Here is a 14,310-nt window from a genome sequence, read left to right as displayed (position 1 = left end):
CCGATCGGTCCGACAAGCATCGGTGCTGCTGCCGTCGATGGGCCGCTGGGAAGAAATTGCCCAGCTTTTGCCCCCGGATGCCCGAAGATTCCCTTTTTCTGCCCCGGTGTGGACACGCAGCGGGGTCTCTTTTCGCCCTTGGGCGGGCGACATGGGGAGATCATCAAAATGAAGATCAAAGCCGGCGGGCGCTTGGCATTGATGGTTGCGACAGGACTGACAGGCCTTTTCGTAGGTCTCGCCGGTCCGCTGGCGGCGCATGCGGCCGGTTCGGACGCATCGGCATCGAAATCCGACAGCGCAACGACCGAGAAGTCCGCGCAACAGAGCTCCCGGCATGGCCGGCGCCATGCGCGTCGCCAGTCCTCCAAGACGGCCGACAAGTCCGAGAGCAAGAAGGCCACCAATAACGACGCCGGCAGGGTCACCTCGGCAGGCATTCCCGCCACCGTCGCCAACGCCAATGCGGAGCTGACCTCCGGCGACGACAATGCGGCGGCGACGCCGGTGAAAGCCAATGTGTTGATTGCCGCGGCCGACAAGCCGGCAGACCAGTCCGACGGTAATGTGGTCGCATCCGACCAGCTCAACGAGGTCGACCGCGCCCTGCAGCAGGAGCAGCCGGCGGAACAGCCGCAGCCGGCCCAGCCGCAGACCGCTCAACAGGAGACACCGCCCGGGCCGCCGCCGACGGTTGCCGTGGCTGCACCCAAGCCGGCCCCGGTTCTGGCGAGCAGCGACAGCGCGAGCTGGGACCAGACCTCGCTGATCGGGAAGATCTTCATCGGCTTCGGTGCCCTGCTCACGGTGGCCTCCGCCGCGCGCATGTTCATGGCCTAGCGGAGGCGCCTGCGGTGCGGCGCGGGGGCGCCGCACCGCAGCCCAAAGCCTCGCTTCAGCCACTTGAAGCGCATCCCGTCAGCGGGCACATTGCCCGGCAAATCAGGCACGGGGTTTGCGTCCATGGCTATGTTCGAATTCATCATTGTTGAAAGCAAGGGACCGGTCGGCGTCATCACGCTGAACCGGCCGAAAATGCTGAATGCGCTCTCGTTCGGCGTATTCCGCGAGATCGCAGCGGCGGTCGACGATCTCGAGGCCGACGACAAGATCGGCTGTATCCTGATCACCGGCAGCGAGAAGGCGTTCGCGGCCGGCGCCGACATCAAGGAGATGCAGCCGAAGGGCTTCATCGACATGTTCAACAGCGACTTCACCGCCATCGGCGGCGACCGCGTCGCCCGTTGCCGCAAGCCGACCATTGCCGCGGTCGCGGGCTATGCGCTCGGCGGCGGCTGCGAGCTCGCGATGATGTGCGACATCATCATCGCCGCCGACACCGCCAAGTTCGGCCAGCCGGAAATCACCCTCGGCACCATTCCCGGCATCGGTGGCACGCAGCGCCTGACCCGCGCGATCGGCAAGTCGAAGGCGATGGACCTCTGCCTGACCGGGCGGATGATGGATGCGGCGGAAGCCGAGCGCTCGGGCCTCGTGTCGCGGATCGTGCCGGCCGACAAGCTGCTCGAGGAGGCGCTCGCGGCAGCCGAGAAGATCGCCTCGATGTCGCGCCCGGCCGCCGCGATGGCCAAGGAAGCCATCAACCGCGCATTCGAGACGCCGCTCGCGGAAGGCATGAATGTCGAGCGCAACCTGTTCCACTCGACCTTCGCGCTCGAGGATCGCTCCGAGGGCATGGCGGCGTTCATCGAGAAGCGCAAGCCGGTCAACAAGAATCGCTAACCCTTTCGGCTCCGTTGCAAGGCCGCGGTGACGAGCGCGCGATAGGCGCGCTCGGCGAAATGCGCCGGCTTGTCGAGACCGAGCCGCGCCAGGCATTCGCGGTCGGCGGCATCGGGCGGATGCCGCATGCCCTGCCACAGCAGGCCGGCGAGTTGCAGCGGCGTGTGCTGCGCCTGCCGCAAGATCTGCAAAGCCGGAATCAGCCGCTGCTCGACATCGGTGAAGTCGCTGCCGAACGGGAATGACGGCAGCAGCCCGGCGTCGCGCGCGGGCCTCAGCGCAGCACTGATGCGCTCGGGATAATTTTCGCGATGCGCCGCAGGAATCTCGTAGCTGCGCGGCAGCTTGCCGGCATCCTTGGCCTGCCGCATCAATTCACCCTGGAAGCGGGAGTCCGAGACCTGCAGCATCGCGGCGATCACGTCGGCATCGGATTTCCCCCTGACGTCGGCGACGCCATATTCAGTGACAAAGACATCGCGCAAATGCCGCGGGATGGTCTCATGTCCATAGGACCAGCGGATGTTCGACTGCGCTTGCTTGCCGGACTGACGGGTCGCCTCCAGCGCCAGCACAGAACGTGCGCCCTCGAGCGCGAATGCCTGCGCCACAAAATTATACTGGCCGCCGACCCCGCTCACGACCTGGCCGTTCTCGAGACCGTCCGAGATCGCAGCGCCGAGCAGCGTCGCCATCATCGCATTGTTGACGAAGCGCGCATCGACCCGGGCGCGACGCTTGCCGTCCTCGTCGCCGAAGATCTCGTTGGTGAAGGAAACCGGCATCATCTGGATTCGCACCAGCCGCTCCGGTGCCATCTCACGCAGCGCCCGGTAGAATGATGGCGGGCCCAGGAAGAATGCGCCGTGCAGGATCACGCCGCCGACCTCGCGCTTGAGGATGCCGGCGTCGATCAACCCGAGGAACGCCTCGAACAGCATCTCGCTGACGCCGTAGAGACCCTTTTCGAACGACCCGGTCTCGGCCGCGGCGAGTTGCCCGGTACCGGGCGCAAGGCGCCGCATGATGCCGTGGAATTGGGCGTTGTCGCGATGGCGGACCACGAGCCCCTGCGCCAGCGCGTCGCCGACCTGCCCGATGCCGATCTGCAACGTGCCGCCGTCGCGGACCAGACCAGCGGCGTGCAAGCCGATCGCATATTTGGTGTCGCTGATCGGCTCGGACGGCGGCGCGAACAGCGAGAAATCGGTCTCGGGACTGTCGAGCACCGCGGCGAATTGATCCGCCGGCAGGTCGCCGGCGCCAGGCATGAACGGCAGCTCGGAATTGACCTGGCCGATCAGCTTGAACGACGCCCGCCCCTGCGCACGGGCGCGCAGCACGTCGAGCGTGGTGTCGGTGTTGCAGCTCAGGCTGTAGCGCGGCACGCCGTCAACCATGCGCTTGGCAACGAGCTGAGGCACGACATTCAGTCCGCGCGCCAACAAATATGACGCCGCATGGGTGTAGTTGGCGGAAATGTAGTGCTGTTGCGCGAATGGCTGGTGCAACCACTGCCCCGCGAGGAAGAAGAACTCGATCACCTTGATGTTGGGCGGAAGTGCGCCATGATGCAGCGCATCCGCGTAGGCTAGATCCGGATAGCCGCCGAACAGGCGGTCGATCACAGGTCCGATGAAACGCCGTTCGAGCAGGCTCTTCGGCTTCGGCTTTTCCAGCGTCAACGCGGAGAACAGCGTCAGGTTGATGGAGCGGTCGGCCACCGCCCGCGCATACAGCGCGTTGACGATGTGGTTGGCCTTGCCGAGGCCGAGCGGCAGCCCGACCACCAGTTCGGTTCCGACGTCACGAATGATGTGCTCCGCGATCGCCTCGGGGTCGGAGAAGAATATCGGCATCAGCAATGGACCCGGACGAGACGGTGGATAACCGGCATCGTTGAATCGACGGCCGGCGGTTCAAACTTATACTTCATATGACCGATACGTGCGCCTGTGACGAACCGGCAACAGACAGAACTGAAATGATGTGCAGATGTCGCGCGGCGGTTTGTCTGTGGCGGCACCGCCCCGTAAACAGGTAGATGTGTCGGCGGCGTCGGCGGGGGCGCACTGCCGGAGTTTTGGTTTGCGGGATCACATGGTTGAGCGTGCCGCGAGGGTCGGCGACGTAGCGAGGCGCGTGCTTTTGTCGGGCATCGGCCTTGGCGTGCTGGCATGTGCGCTGCTGACGGAGACCGCGGCCCGCGCCGAGAGCCTGCCGGAAGCCTTGGTCAAGGCGTATCAGACCAATCCGCAACTCAACGCCGAGCGGGCGCGCCAGCGTGCGACCGACGAGAACGTGCCGCAGGCGCTGGCCGGCTACCGTCCCCAGATCATTGCCGGCCTGTCGGTCGGCCTGCAGGCGGTGCGCGATCTGCTGCCCGGCAATGTGATCCAGACCGCAACGCTGAAGCCGTGGCAGATCGGCGTCACGGTGACGCAGACCCTGTTCAACGGCTTCAAGACCGCCAACAGCGTCCGCGTCGCCGAGTTGCAGGTGCAGTCCGGCCGCGAGGCGTTGCGCAATGTCGGCCAGGGTGTGCTGCTCGACGCCGTCACCGCCTACACCAATGTGCTGGCCAACCAGACCCTGGTCGAGGCGCAGCGCGCCAACGTCGCCTTCCTGAAGGAGACCCGGGCAATCACCGAACGGCGCCTCAATGCCGGCGACGTGACGCCGACCGATACCGCCCAGGCCGAGGCGCGGCTCAACCGCGGCCTTGCCGACCTCAACGCCGCCGAGGTCAATTACGCGATCAGCCAGGCCACCTATGCGCAGGTGGTCGGCAACGCGCCATCCCAGTTGCGCCCGGCCGAGACCATCGACCGACTGTTGCCGCGCAGCCGCGAGGATGCGATCGCGCTCTCGCTCCGCGAGCATCCCGCCGTCACCGCGGCAGGCTTCGACGTCGACGTCGCCTCGACCTCGATTCGCGTCGCCGAGAGCAGCCTGATGCCGAACGTCTCCGTGCAGGGCAGCGTCAGCCGCAGCCGCGACACCGACACCACGCTCGGCAGCTTCGGCACCGATCAGGCCTCGGTGATCGGTCAGGTGACGCAGCCGATCTATGACGGCGGCACCGCCGCATCGCAGACCCGGCAGGCCAAGGAGGTCGCGGCGCAGAGCCGGCTGGTGCTGGATCAGGTCCGCAATCAGGCCAAGACCGCCGTGGTCAGCGCGTGGGTCGCCAATGAGGGCGCCAAGATCGCGGTGTCGGCCTCCGAGTCCGAGATGAAGGCTGCGGAGGTTGCGCTGGCCGGCGTGCAGAAAGAAGCCGCGGGCGGCCAGCGCACCACGGTAGACGTGCTCAACGCGCAGCAGGATCTGATCACCGCACGAGCACGGCTGATCGGTGCGCAGCGCGACCGCGTGATCGCCTCCTACACGCTGCTCAGCGCGACCGGGCGCCTCGACGTCAAGACGCTGAACCTGAAGACGCCGGACTACCTGCCCGAGGTGCACTACCATCAGGTGCGCGACGCCTGGCACGGCCTGCGCACGCCGTCGGGACAATAGGCATTGCGGAACCGTTCGCACCGCGAACGGGCCCTTCCCGCCCGCTCTCTCCGCCGATAACCTCCGCCCCCGCCGGCAACCCATAATGCCGACGCGCGTATGACGCGCATAACAGCCGAGCACACAGGGAGACGTCCAATGCTGACGCGACGCGATATGATGCTGGCTTCCATCGCAGCGGGAGTGACCATGACCAGCGGCAACGCATTTTCCAAGGCAGCGCAACCATCAACCGCGGTGAATTTCGACGTGCCTGCAGGGGCGTGCGACTGCCACACCCACATCCATGGCGACCCCGAGAAATTCCCGTTCTTCGCCGGCCGCGTCTACACGCCCGAACCGGCCTCGCCGGAGGAGATGAGCGCGCTGCACAAGGCGCTCCATGTCGAGCGCGTGGTGATCGTGACGCCGAGCGTCTATGGCACCGACAATTCGTCGACCCTGTTCGGCATCACGGCCCGCGGGCCGACCGCGCGCGGCGTCGCCGTGATCGACGACAAGACCAGCGAGAGCGATCTCGATGCCATGAACAAGGCCGGCTTCCGCGGTATCCGCCTCAACCTCGCGACCGGCGGTGTCAACGATCCCAATGTCGGCCGGCAGCGCTTCTCGGCCGCGATCGAGCGGATGAAGGCGCGCGGCTGGCATGTGCAGCTGTTCACCAGCCTCGCGATGATCTCCGCGATCAAGGACCTCGTCGCCACAGCGCCGGTGCCGGTCGTGTTCGACCATTTCGGCGGCGCCGAAGCCGCGCTCGGCACCGGCCAGCCGGGATTTGCCGACCTGCTCGCGCTCGTCAAGTCCGGCAAGGCCTATGTCAAGATTTCCGGCGCCTACCGCGCCTCCAAGCTTGCGCCCGATTATGCCGACGCCACGCCGCTGGCGCAGGCGCTGATCGCAGCCAATGCCGAGCGCATTGTCTGGGGCACCGACTGGCCGCATCCGGATTCGGTGACGCCGCAAGGCAGGAAGGTCACCGACGTGACGCCGCTGTTTCAGATCGACGACGGCCGCCTCCTCAACCAGCTTCCGGTCTGGGCGCCGGACGCCGCGGTCCGCAAGGCGATCCTGGTCGACAACCCGGCGCGGCTCTACGGCTTCACCTGAGGCTGTCCTTCGGCCGGCGCGAGAAGTAGGAGATCAAGACCGGCAGCGTGATCAGGATCACCAGCGGCGCCAGCATCATGCCGGTGACGACGACGATGGCGAGCGGCTTCTGCACCTGCGAGCCGATGCCCTCCGACACCGCCGCCGGCAACAGGCCGACGCCCGCCACCACGCAGGTCATCAGCACCGGACGCAGCTGCAACTCGCCGGTGCGGATCACCGCGCGCATCCGGTCGTAGCCTTCATCGATCAGCTGGTTGAACTGCGACAGGATGATGATGCCGTCCATCACCGCGATGCCGAACAGCGCGATGAAACCGATAGCCGCCGACACGCTGAACGGAATCCCCGAGATCAGAAGCCCGAGCACGCCGCCGAAGATCGCCATCGGGATCACACTCATCGCGAGCATGGTGTCGACCATCGAGCCGAAATTGAAGAACAGCAGCACCGCGATCAGCGCGAGGCTGATCGGCACCACGATCGAGAGCCGCCTGATCGCATCCTGCAGATTGCCGAACTCGCCGACCCACTCGACACGCGATCCAGGCGGTAGCTGCACCTGCTCGTCGATCTTCTGCTGCGCCTCCCGGATCGCGCTGCCGAGGTCGCGCTCGCGCACCGAGAACTTGATCGGCAAATAGCGCTCCTGCTGCTCGCGGTAGATATAGGCCGCGCCGGAGATCAGGTTGATCGAGGCCACTTCGGAGAGCGGGATCTGCGTGATACCGCCGTTGGCGTTCGCCACCCCGATCCGCAAGTTCTGGATCGCTTCCGCGCTCTTGCGATATTCCGGCGCAAGGCGGACGATAATCGGGAAGTGCCGGTCGCTGCCCGGCTCATAGAGGTCGCCGGCGCTGTCGCCGCCGACGGCAACGCGGATCGTGGCGTTGATATCGCCCGGTGACAGGCCATAGCGCGCGGCACGCGCGCGATCGACGTCGATCTGGATGGTCGGCTGGCCGAGCGAGGTGAACACCGCAAGGTCGGTGACGCCCTGCACCGTCGACAGCACCGACTTGATCTTGTTGGCGGTGTCGGTCAGCGCCTGCAGATCATTGCCGTAGAGCTTGATCGAGTTCTCGCCCTTCACGCCGGACACCGCTTCCGACACGTTGTCCTGCAGATATTGCGAGAAATTGAATTCGACGCCCGGGAATTTCTCCTGCAACTGCGCCAGCAATTGCGCGGTCAGCACGTCCTTGTCGTGAGTATTTGGCCATTCGCTGGCCGGCTTCAGCGGCGCGAAGAATTCGGCGTTGAACAGGCCGGCCGCATCGGTGCCGTCGTCGGGACGGCCGTGCTGCGACACCACCGACACCACCTCGGGGCGGCTGCGGATCAGCTTCCGCATCTCGTTGACATAGGCATTGCCCTCCTGCAGCGAGATCGTCGGCGGCAGCGTGGCGCGGATCCACAGATTGCCCTCTTCCAGCTTGGGCAGGAATTCGAGGCCGAGGAAGCGCGCGAAGATGATGGTCATGACCACGAGGCCGGCCGCGCCGGCCATCACCAGCTTGCGGTTGGCGATCGCCCAGTTCAGCACCGGCAGATAGATCGCGTCGAGCTTCTTGACGATCCAGGTCTCGGTCTCGTGGATATGCGCCGGCAGGATGATCGCGCTGAACGCCGGAGTGACCGTGAACGTCGCCAGCAGCCCGCCGGCCAGCGCGTAAGCATAGGTGCGCGCCATCGGACCGAAGATGTTGCCCTCGACGCCGGACAGCGTGAACAGCGGCAGGAACGCCGCGATGATGATCGCCGCGGCAAAGAAGATCGAGCGCGACACGTCGGCGGCTGCCGACAGGATCGCGTGGCTCTTCATCCCCATCACCGTGTCCTCGGAGATGTGGCTTCGCTCGTCTTCCGACAGCGCGGTGGTTTGCGACAGCCGGCGGAAGATCGCCTCCACCATGATCACGGTGGCATCGACGATCAGGCCGAAATCGATCGCACCGACCGACAGCAGATTGGCGGATTCGCCGCGCAGCACCAGAATGATCACGGCAAAGAACAGCGCGAACGGGATCGTCGCGCCGACGATCAGCGCGCTGCGGAGGTCGCCGAGGAAGATCCACTGCAACAGCACGATCAGGAGGATGCCGACCACCATGTTGTGCAGCACGGTGTGGGTGGTGAGCTCGATCAGGTCCTTGCGGTCGTAGATCCGCTCGATCTTCACGCCGGGCGGCAGGATCGAGGAATGGTTGATGTCGTGGACCAGCTGCTCGACGCGGGAAATCGTCGGCGAGCTCTGCTCGCCGCGGCGCATCAGGACGATGCCCTGCACGATGTCGTCGTCATTGTCGAGGCCGGCGATGCCGAGCCGCGGCTTCTCGCCGATCGTGACATGGGCGATGTCGCGCACCAGCACCGGATTGCCGCCGGACTGCGAGACCATGGTGTTGGCGAGGTCGTCGATCGAGCGGATCAGGCCGACGCCGCGCACCACCGCCGATTGCGAGCCGATGTTCACGGTGTTGCCGCCGACATTGATGTTGGCGTTGGAAACCGCCTGCAGCACCTGCGGCAGCGTCAGGCCGTTGGCGACCAGCTTGTTGAAGTCGACCTGAATCTCATAGGTCTTGGTCTTGCCGCCCCAGCCGGTAACGTCGATCACGCCGGGCACGGCGCGAAAGCGGCGCTGCAGCACCCAGTCCTGCAGCGTCTTGAGGTCGAGCACGCTGTAGTTCGGCGGTCCCTTCAGGCGGTAGCGGAAGATTTCGCCGATCGGACTCAGCGGCGAGATGCCGGGCAGCACGTTGCCCGGCAGCGGCGCGAGCTGCGACAGGCGGTTGAGCACCTGTTGCAGCGCCTCGTCATAGGTGTAGTCGAAGGAGAACTGCAGCTTGACGTCGGAAAGGCCGTACAGCGAGATGGTACGGATGGTCTTGAGGTTCTTGATGCCGGCGACCTGGGTCTCGATCGGGATCGTGATGTAGCGTTCGATCTCCTCGGCCGAGAGGCCCGGGCTCTGCGTCACGATATCGACCATCGGCGGGGTCGGATCGGGATAGGCCTCGATGTTGAGCTGCCTGAACGCGAGCAGGCCGCCGATCAAGACGGCCACGAACATGGCCACCATCAAGTAGCGGCGATTGACGGCAAGGGCGACGAGGCGATCCATTCAGATCGGCGCTTTCAACTGGAAGGGAGTTTTCTTATTGAGCGTGATCTCCGCGCAAACGCGTTGCGCGTTTGTCGCGAGGGAAAACCGCTTCCCGCTTTTCCGGATCATGCGCTTAGGTGCCTGATGCGGCGCGGTCGATGAAGAGGCTTCCCTTCGTCACGATCTGCTCGCCCGGCTTGAGGTTGCCGGCCACCTCGACGAGGTCGCCATTGATGAGGCCGGGCTTGATCTGACGCAGCTCGATGGTCTTGTCGTCGGCCCTCGCGACCCAGAGCCGAACCTGGTCGCCCTCGTAGATCAGCGCCTGCTTCGGCACGCCGACCGCCGGGTGATCGCCCTTCGAATACAGCGTCACATTGGCGAACATCTCGGGCTTCAGCCGCTTGTCGGCGTTGTCGATGGTGGCGCGAACCAGGAGCCGGCGCGAGGTCGCGTCGATCGCCGCGGCGACATAGTTGACCCGGGCGTTCAGCGTCTTCCCCGGCAGCGCCATCACGCTGAAGGTGAGGTCCTGGCCGACCGCGACATTGTCTGCGTCGGATTCGCGGACGAAGGCGATCAGCCAGACCGTCGACAGATCGCCGATCACGTAGACCGGGTCGCTGGCGCCGGTCGAGACATACTGGCCGGGACCGGCCTTGCGCTGCACCACGGTGCCGCCGATCGGCGCGAACACCGTCGTCTCCGGATTGAGGCGGCCCTTCTGCCGCAGCGTCGTGATGTCGTCGTCGCCGAAGCCGAGAATGTGCAGCTTGTTCTGCGCCGCTTCCAAAAGCGTCTGCGCCGAGCGCGCATCGTTCTGCGCTTGCACCAGCGCCGCCTGCGCCTGCTGATAATCCTTCAGCGGGATCGCCTTGCCCTCGGACAGATCCTTGGCGCGCTTCTCCTGGATCTGCGCCAGGTCGAGCGCCGACTGCGCCTTGTTGAGGCCGGTCATCGCCGCGATGTAATCGTTCTGCGCCTGCACGGTGTCGGCCGCCTCGATCACGAACAGCGGCTGGCCCTTCACCACGGCATCGCCCGGCCGCACCATGAGGCGCGTGACGCGTCCGGTATAGGGCGAGTAGACCGGGGTGGAGCGGTCCTCATCGATGCCGATCTTGCCCTCGGTCACCAGCTCGGAGCGGAAGGTGTGCTCGCTCACGGTCTGGAAGGTCAGGCTGGCCCACTCGGCCGCCGACGGCGCATAGCGCGCGCCGCCCTTGCGGGACTGGCTGGAGACTTCCGAAGATGTCTGCTTTTCCGAGCCGAAACGCGTGTAGCCATAGGCACCCGCGCAGGCAACCGCCAGCAGCGCCGCGGCCACGACCAGGCGCGGGCGGCTAAAGCTCTGCATTCTCTTGGTAAACTCTTTCACCATGCGGTCCGCGGGGTCGATCGTTGCAGCATCCGGCGGGACGGCCCCAGCGGTGCGCTAATAGTGCTGAATTGGCGTCTCAAACAACCTAAAAATCGCCCTTCGGCGACGCCTGTCGTTAAAGTTTGCATAGCCTGAACGGCAGCTGAATGTCTCATCCGGGAAACTCCGGGGCAGGAAACTCCGGAGGGTGGCTGCCGAGCGGCATGGCCGGACGGGACCAATGGGCCGGGGTCCTGGACAGCACGGCGGCATGCCGGACCGAGCTGAGCGTGCCAAAGCCGGACGGCAGCCGTTCGATGAAGGGCTGCACCGCATCCGCCTCCAGGTCCTCGGTCGCAAGGCCTCCTTCGAGGCGGCCGAGATTCCACAGCCAGCGCCCGGTCTGTGCCAGCGATACCCGGACGTGCCAGCTGCCGCCTTCGCGGGCCTGGCGGGCCTTCGCCATCATGGCACCGAACGCCATGAAATATCCGGTGGCGTGGTCGAGCATCTGGGCCGGCAATTCCTTCGGCCCATCCGTGCCGACCGCCTGTCCTTCGGCGTGATTGAAGCCGGTCGTGGTCTGCACCAGCGAGTCGAAGCCGCGGCCCCCGGCCCACGGTCCGGCATGGCCATAGGCCGACAGCGTCACATAGACGATCCCGGGATTGATCCGCGCCGCTTCCTCCGGCGAGAAGCCGAGCCGCGCGATCGCCTGCGGACGATAACCCTGCGAGAGAATATCGGCCTGCGCCACCAGACCCTGCATCACGCCCCGCCCCTCTTCGCTCCGCAGCTCGAGGAAGCTCGTGAGCTTGCCGCGGCCGGTGTCGATGGTGAGCCAGGGGATCGTCGGCAGATCGGGACCGGAGATCAGGAGTACGTCGGCGCCATGCGCCGCGAGCGTGCGGCCGGCGACGGGACCGGCGATCACGCGCGACAGGTCGAGCACACGGACTCCGGCCAGCGGCCGGTTGCCCGCGGGCCACGGCTTCGGCGCGGCCTCGCCGATCTTCTCGATCGAGATCAGCGGCAGCTTTGCCAGTTCTTTGGCATGCGGCGTCGCCGACCACTCGTCGTGCGAGCGCATCAAGGCGACGACGCCGCCGGCGGCGTAGGCCGCGGTCTCGAACGCCTCGCCGTCCCATTGCAGCAGCGCGGCCTGGACCTCGTCACGCTCGGCGTTGCAGCCGAGCACCTTGCAGACGGCGTCGCGGTGATGCGGGAAATTGGTGTGCAGGCGGACGAAGCGGTTGTCTCTGACACGATAGACGCCGGCGATCTTGTCCCAGGCCGGCGGCGGCGGCTTGTCGTCGACGCGCAGATAGCGCTCGCTGCGGCATTCAACGACGGCATGGCGGATGTCGACCGCGACGTCCTGCTGCTCGCCGCTGCGGGCCTTCCAGATCTCGGCCGCGGCAAGGCCGGCTGCTGCGATCGGTGCCTGCGCTGCCGCCGCGACCCGAAACGACGACGGCAGCTGCGGCTCGCTGCCGGTCAATGTGACCGCATCGAGCGCGGCCGGCGCGCCGCCGGCGCCGGTCCAGACATCGGAAAGGATTTCACGAATGTCCTGCATGCGCATATCCGTTTGCGATTATTCTATGCCCGAGCATGATGACAAAAAGGCGGTGCCCGATCCCAACCGTCATTTCCGGTCCTGCTTCTATCCAGCTCTGCCTGACCCACACAGGAGTTGCAATGGCTGCCATCGATCCTCTCACCGCCGGCGCTGTCTTCCTCGCGACCGCAGCGACTGACGCAGTCTATGTCATGTTCACCTCGGCGGTCGTGGCGCGTAAGCGCGTGCCGGCGGCGACCTGGAGCAGCGTCTGGTATGTGCTGTCCTCCTATGCGGTGATCAGCTACACCGAAAACTGGCTCTACGTCGCCTTCGCCGCCCTCGGCTCGTGGGTCGGCGCCTACGCATCGATCACCTTCCTGCACCGCCCGCCGGGCGGACCGCCGGTCGGCGCCGCGGTGGAGTAGCATGCAGCGGCTGAGGAAGTCATCCGTCGTCGATGCGACATGGGCCTGTCCGACAGGGACCGGTTGTAAGCTACGTGTCAGCATTGGCGTGTAGGCTTACACGCTCGCATTCGCGCGACATAAGTCGATGAACCGATTGGATGGACACTGGCGCGTTCGCGCCGCAGGGACTCAGGGTGGCCCATACGCCGCAGCGAATGTTGTAGGCGGGACTCGCCGTCGCAAGAGTGCATAACAATTTGCTTCGGTGGTTATGGGTCCCTGCTTTCGCAGGGACGACGATGAGGATGGTTCGCGATTCAAGTTGCCACACCACGCGGCGTCATCACCCGCGCATGCGGGTGAACCAGTATTCCAGAGACGGCCGTTATTGAGCCAAGAGGCCGCGGCGTACTGGATCGCTCGCATGCGCCCCCCCGGGGAGAATGAGAGTCCACGGTTGCTTCCCCAGCGTCGTCCCGGTGAAAGCCGGGAGGTGGATTCACATTCGAAGTGCAACACTTGAGCAAAAGCCTCGGCAGGCGTGCGGTAGTCAAGGCATTTGCGCGGGGTGTTGTTGTAGGCGGCGATGAACTGGCGGAATCTGGCGGTCGAGAGGGTTACGAGATCGGTCTTGCGGGGAATAAAGCGGCGCATCCTGCCGATGGCGTTCTCGATGCCGCCCTTCTGCCAGGGGGCGTGGGGATCGCAGAAGAAGGTCTCGATCGAGAGGCGGTGCAGCGCCAGGTGACCGGCGAACTCGGTGCCGTTGTCGAAGGTCACGGTCTGGCGCAGCTCTTGTGGCAGGGTCGCGAAGAAGCCCACGAGATGGCGGGCGACACCGCGCGCGACCTTGCTGGCAAGGCGGATGCCGAGCAGCAGACGCGAGGTGCGCTCGTGCACGGTCAGCACGGCCTGACCGTATTTCGAGAACATCATCAGGTCGGCCTCCCAGTGTCCGGGCACGCTGCGGTCGGCCACTTCGATCGGCCGATTTGCCAAGGAAACACGGCCTTCGATGAAGCTTGCGGGGCTGCCGCCCCTCTTGCCGCGGCGGCCGCGCTTGCTCTTGGCGCGCGGCAGATAGCGCCGCCAGTTGAAATCCGTGGTGCGCCTGAGTTGGGCATAGATGAAGCGGTAGATGGTCTCGTGCGAGATCACCTTGCGCCCGGACTCGCGGGCCAGCCGGCCGGCGACCTGCTCGGGCGACCAGCCCCGGCGAAGGCGTTGCAACACCGCGCGGCGCAGGCCGGGCTCCCGTTCGAGGCGTCCGCCCGTCCAGCGCCGCGCTCGCATCTGGTGCTGGGCATAGTTTGGCTTGTAGCCGACCTGGCTCCCCCGATTGCGCCTTAATTCCCGAGAGACCGTTGATGGCGAGCGATCCAGAGCTGCCGCGATTTGCCGGACCGAGCTGCCATTGGCCGATAGGCAGGCAATCTCGCATCGGTCGTCCAGAGAGAGCTGCTTGTAACTCCGCCCCATGGCAACACCTCCTCAAGGAAGT

General features: G+C 65.7%; 9 protein-coding genes and 1 pseudogene. 5 read left to right on the top strand and 5 right to left on the bottom strand.

Translation table 11 applies throughout. The features are described 5' to 3' along the window. The first annotated feature begins 168 nt into the window (after nucleotides 1-168). On the top strand, nucleotides 169-840 hold the full coding sequence (locus tag QA639_RS15755; RefSeq protein ID WP_038377096.1) for a hypothetical protein: 672 nt from the start codon (nucleotides 169-171) through the stop codon (nucleotides 838-840). A gap of 123 nt (nucleotides 841-963) precedes the next feature. Next, the gene (locus QA639_RS15750; protein WP_028331665.1) at nucleotides 964-1,743 is read left to right on the top strand and encodes an enoyl-CoA hydratase; all 780 of its coding nucleotides are present in this window, start codon (nucleotides 964-966) and stop codon (nucleotides 1,741-1,743) included. On the opposite strand, the gene QA639_RS15745 is transcribed toward QA639_RS15750, so the two are convergent. Further along, a complete protein-coding gene (locus QA639_RS15745; RefSeq protein ID WP_028331666.1) occupies nucleotides 1,740-3,602 on the bottom strand; it encodes an acetyl-CoA hydrolase/transferase C-terminal domain-containing protein in 1,863 nt (620 codons plus the stop codon). The genes QA639_RS15750 and QA639_RS15745 overlap by 4 nt on opposite strands. 241 nt (nucleotides 3,603-3,843) lie before the next feature. Here QA639_RS15745 and QA639_RS15740 point away from each other — a divergent pair, with 241 nt between their 5' ends. Then, entirely contained in the window at nucleotides 3,844-5,262 is a 1,419-nt protein-coding gene (locus tag QA639_RS15740; RefSeq protein WP_283090193.1) for a TolC family outer membrane protein, read from the top strand. Nucleotides 5,263-5,400: 138 nt separating this feature from the next. Next, nucleotides 5,401-6,369, top strand: coding sequence for an amidohydrolase family protein (locus QA639_RS15735; protein ID WP_157347942.1), 969 nt, complete (start codon nucleotides 5,401-5,403; stop codon nucleotides 6,367-6,369). Here QA639_RS15735 and QA639_RS15730 read toward each other — a convergent pair. The 3 genes from QA639_RS15730 to QA639_RS15720 form a co-directional block, all read right to left on the bottom strand. Continuing rightward, a complete protein-coding gene (locus QA639_RS15730; protein WP_028331669.1) occupies nucleotides 6,362-9,496 on the bottom strand; it encodes an efflux RND transporter permease subunit in 3,135 nt (1,044 codons plus the stop codon). The two genes, QA639_RS15735 and QA639_RS15730, sit on opposite strands and share 8 nt — an antisense overlap. A gap of 115 nt (nucleotides 9,497-9,611) precedes the next feature. After that, nucleotides 9,612-10,859, bottom strand: coding sequence for an efflux RND transporter periplasmic adaptor subunit (locus QA639_RS15725; RefSeq protein ID WP_028331670.1), 1,248 nt, complete (start codon nucleotides 10,857-10,859; stop codon nucleotides 9,612-9,614). A 151-nt stretch (nucleotides 10,860-11,010) separates the two neighbouring features. Then, nucleotides 11,011-12,417, bottom strand: a complete 1,407-nt coding sequence (locus QA639_RS15720) for a CoA transferase (protein ID WP_283090192.1) — start codon at nucleotides 12,415-12,417, stop codon at nucleotides 11,011-11,013. Nucleotides 12,418-12,539: 122 nt separating this feature from the next. On the opposite strand from QA639_RS15720, the gene QA639_RS15715 reads away from it, so the two are divergent. After that, the gene (locus tag QA639_RS15715) at nucleotides 12,540-12,827 is read left to right on the top strand and encodes a hypothetical protein (RefSeq protein WP_018270628.1); all 288 of its coding nucleotides are present in this window, start codon (nucleotides 12,540-12,542) and stop codon (nucleotides 12,825-12,827) included. Between the two features lie 474 nt (nucleotides 12,828-13,301). On the opposite strand, the pseudogene QA639_RS15710 reads toward QA639_RS15715, so the two are convergent. After that, a pseudogene (locus QA639_RS15710) lies at nucleotides 13,302-14,288 on the bottom strand (IS30 family transposase); the annotation flags it as partial. Between the last annotated feature and the right edge of the window lie 22 nt (nucleotides 14,289-14,310).

Origin of the sequence: Bradyrhizobium pachyrhizi, assembly GCF_029714545.1 — a bacterium.
In the GTDB taxonomy this organism is placed as follows: domain Bacteria; phylum Pseudomonadota; class Alphaproteobacteria; order Rhizobiales; family Xanthobacteraceae; genus Bradyrhizobium; species Bradyrhizobium pachyrhizi.
The sequence above is the reverse complement of the archived record's forward strand: the minus strand, read 5'-3'. Positions and strand labels throughout refer to the sequence as shown.

Bases quoted from the DNA above. Each gene is read 5' to 3' on its own strand.
- QA639_RS15755 (WP_038377096.1), top strand. From the start codon at position 169: ATGAAGATCAAAGCCGGCGGGCGCTTGGCATTGATGGTTGCGACAGGA.
- QA639_RS15750 (WP_028331665.1), top strand. From the start codon at position 964: ATGGCTATGTTCGAATTCATCATTGTTGAAAGCAAGGGACCGGTCGGC.
- QA639_RS15745 (WP_028331666.1), bottom strand. From the start codon at position 3,602: ATGCCGATATTCTTCTCCGACCCCGAGGCGATCGCGGAGCACATCATT.
- QA639_RS15740 (WP_283090193.1), top strand. From the start codon at position 3,844: ATGGTTGAGCGTGCCGCGAGGGTCGGCGACGTAGCGAGGCGCGTGCTT.
- QA639_RS15735 (WP_157347942.1), top strand. From the start codon at position 5,401: ATGCTGACGCGACGCGATATGATGCTGGCTTCCATCGCAGCGGGAGTG.
- QA639_RS15730 (WP_028331669.1), bottom strand. From the start codon at position 9,496: ATGGATCGCCTCGTCGCCCTTGCCGTCAATCGCCGCTACTTGATGGTG.
- QA639_RS15725 (WP_028331670.1), bottom strand. From the start codon at position 10,859: ATGGTGAAAGAGTTTACCAAGAGAATGCAGAGCTTTAGCCGCCCGCGC.
- QA639_RS15720 (WP_283090192.1), bottom strand. From the start codon at position 12,417: ATGCAGGACATTCGTGAAATCCTTTCCGATGTCTGGACCGGCGCCGGC.
- QA639_RS15715 (WP_018270628.1), top strand. From the start codon at position 12,540: ATGGCTGCCATCGATCCTCTCACCGCCGGCGCTGTCTTCCTCGCGACC.